Origin of the sequence: Pseudohongiella sp. SYSU M77423 (assembly GCF_029911965.1) — a bacterium.
Lineage (GTDB): Bacteria > Pseudomonadota > Gammaproteobacteria > Pseudomonadales > Pseudohongiellaceae > Pseudohongiella.
In genome coordinates, this window is sequence record NZ_JARYTH010000012.1 from 1 (window position 1) to 3,303 (window position 3,303).

At 52.0% G+C, this 3,303-nt stretch carries 2 rRNA genes; both read right to left on the reverse strand.

Annotated elements, in window-relative coordinates:
• Positions 1-2: 2 nt before the first annotated feature.
• A 5S ribosomal RNA gene (gene rrf / locus QGM61_RS15160) occupies positions 3-118 on the reverse strand.
• A gap of 176 nt (positions 119-294) precedes the next feature.
• A 23S ribosomal RNA gene (locus tag QGM61_RS15165) occupies positions 295-3,189 on the reverse strand.
• Between the last annotated feature and the right edge of the window lie 114 nt (positions 3,190-3,303).

Below are 3,303 nucleotides of genomic sequence, written 5' to 3' on the forward strand. Positions count from 1 at the left end.
ATGCCTGACGATGTCCTACTCTCACATGGGGAGGCCCCACACTACCATCGGCGCTGAGCGGTTTCACTTCTGAGTTCGGGAAGGGATCAGGTGGTTCACACTCGCTATGGTCGTCAGGCAAACCGTGGATGCATCAGCCGTTTTGTTGGCTGACCACCGCTTACCCTTTGACAATCTGATGAATGAAGATTGTGTTCGTTTTGTTCTCGTGTATGCGCTGTTATACAAACTGTCTGTACGTCTGATCGAACAACTCGTTCGATTAACAATCGCCTTTAAAAAACCTGCGATTATATGGTCAAGCCTCACGTGCAATTAGTACTGGTTAGCTCAAGGCCTCACAACCCTTACACACCCAGCCTATCAACGTCCTGGTCTCGAACGGCACTTTAGGGGGCACAAGGCCCCAGGGAGATCTCGTCTTGAGGGAGGCTTCCCGCTTAGATGCTTTCAGCGGTTATCCTGTCCGTTCATAGCTACCCGGCAATGCCACTGGCGTGACAACCGGAACACCAGAGGAACGTCCACTCCGGTCCTCTCGTACTAGGAGCAGCTCCTCTCAAATCTCCAACGCCCACGGCAGATAGGGACCGAACTGTCTCACGACGTTCTAAACCCAGCTCGCGTACCACTTTAAATGGCGAACAGCCATACCCTTGGGACCGGCTTCAGCCCCAGGATGTGATGAGCCGACATCGAGGTGCCAAACACCGCCGTCGATGTGAACTCTTGGGCGGTATCAGCCTGTTATCCCCGGAGTACCTTTTATCCGTTGAGCGATGGCCCTTCCATTCAGAACCACCGGATCACTATGACCTGCTTTCGCACCTGCTCGAGCCGTCGCTCTCGCAGTCAAGCACCCTTATGCCATTACACTAAATGGGCGATTTCCGACCGCCCTTAGGGTACCTTCGTGCTCCTCCGTTACGCTTTGGGAGGAGACCGCCCCAGTCAAACTACCCACCACACACGGTCCTCGTCCCCGTTTCAGGGACTGAGTTAGAACCTCAACAATACCAGGGTGGTATTTCAAGGGCGACTCCACGCTAGCTAGCGCTAGCGCTTCAAAGTCTCCCACCTATCCTACACAGATAGTGTCAAAGTCCAGTGTGAAGCTATAGTAAAGGTTCACGGGGTCTTTCCGTCTAGCCGCGGGTACACTGCATCTTAACAGCGATTTCAATTTCACTGAGTCTTGGGTGGAGACAGCGTGGCCATCATTACGCCATTCGTGCAGGTCGGAACTTACCCGACAAGGAATTTCGCTACCTTAGGACCGTTATAGTTACGGCCGCCGTTTACCGGGGCTTCGATCAAGAGCTTCGCCGAAGCTAACCCCATCAATTAACCTTCCGGCACCGGGCAGGCGTCACACCCTATACTTCCACTTACGTGTTTGCAGAGTGCTGTGTTTTTAATAAACAGTTGCAGCCACCTGGTCACTTCGACTCCTCTTAGCTTACGCAGTAAATGCTTCACCAAAAGGAGCGTACCTTCTCCCGAAGTTACGGTACCATTTTGCCTAGTTCCTTCACCCAAGTTCTCTCAAGCGCCTTGGTATTCTCTACCTGATCACCTGTGTCGGTTTACAGTACGGTCGTCTGTTACCTGAAGCTTAGAAGTTTTTCCTGGAAGCATGGCATCAACCACTTCGCTCACTTAAAAGTAAGCTCGTCATCAGCTCTCGGCCTTAGGATTCCGGATTTACCTAAAATCCCAGCCTACTACCTTAAACGCGGACAACCAACGCCGCGCTGGCCTAGCCTTCTCCGTCCCTCCATCGCAGTAACAGCCGGTATCGGAATGTTAACCGATTTCCCATCGACTACAGCTTTCGCTCTCGCCTTAGGGGCCGACTCACCCTGTCCCGATTAACGTTGGACAGGAAACCTTGATCTTCCGGCGGGGAGGTTTTTCACCCCCCTTATCGTTACTCATGTCAGCATTCGCACTTGTGATACCTCCAGCAAACCTCTCGATTCACCTTCAACGGCCTACACAACGCTCCTCTACCATATGTGCCTAAGCACACATCCGCAGCTTCGGTTATCAGTTTGAGCCCCGTTATATCTTCCGCGCAGGCCGACTCGACTAGTGAGCTATTACGCTTTCTTTAAAGGATGGCTGCTTCTAAGCCAACCTCCTAGCTGTCTAAGCCTTCCCACATCGTTTCCCACTTAACTGATATTTGGGACCTTAGCTGGCGGTCTGGGTTGTTTCCCTCTTGACGACTGACGTTAGCACCCGCCGTCTGTCTCCCGTGATAAAACTTACTGGTATTCGGAGTTTGCATCGGGTTGGTAAGTCGGGATGACCCCCTAGCCGAAACAGTGCTCTACCCCCAGCAGTCAATTCCACGAGGCGCTACCTAAATAGCTTTCGAGGAGAACCAGCTATCTCCGAGCTTGATTAGCCTTTCACTCCGACCCACAGCTCATCCGAATCTTTTTCAACAGATCCCGGTTCGGTCCTCCAGTGCCTGTTACGGCACCTTCAACCTGGCCATGGGTAGATCGCCCGGTTTCGGGTCTAATGCCAGCAACTAAACGCCCAGTTAAGACTCGGTTTCCCTACGGCTCCCCTATACGGTTAACCTTGCTACTGACATTAACTCGCTGACCCATTATACAAAAGGTACGCCGTCACAGGACGCAATGCCTGCTCCGACTGCTTGTACGTACGCGGTTTCAGGGTCTATTTCACTCCCCTCTCCGGGGTTCTTTTCGCCTTTCCCTCACGGTACTAGTTCACTATCGGTCAGCCAGGAGTATTTAGCCTTGGAGGATGGTCCCCCCATCTTCAGTCAAAATTACACGTGTTTCGACCTACTCGTTTTCACAACTGCAGTGCTTTCGTGTACGGGGCTATCACCCACTGTCGCCGGACTTTCCAGACCGTTCCACTAACACTGCTGTTGCTTAAGGGCTTTTCCCCGTTCGCTCACCGCTACTTAGGGAATCTCAATTGATTTCTTTTCCTGCAGGTACTTAGATGTTTCAGTTCCCTGCGTTCGCCTCCCTTACCTATGTATTCAGTAAGGGATGACCCACAAGTGGGCCGGGTTTCCCCATTCGGACACCTCCGGATCAAAGCCTGTTTGACGGCTCCCCGAAGCATTTCGTTGCCTACCACGTCCTTCATCGCCTCTGGCTGCCAAGGCATCCACCACGTACGCTTAATTGCTTGACCATATAACCTCAGACTCTTTAAAAGCCTAACGCTACACAACCAAACTCGCCTTCGATCATCGTACAGATTTTTTGCGCTTGTATAAGAACAGCATACACATTCTATCGATCAACC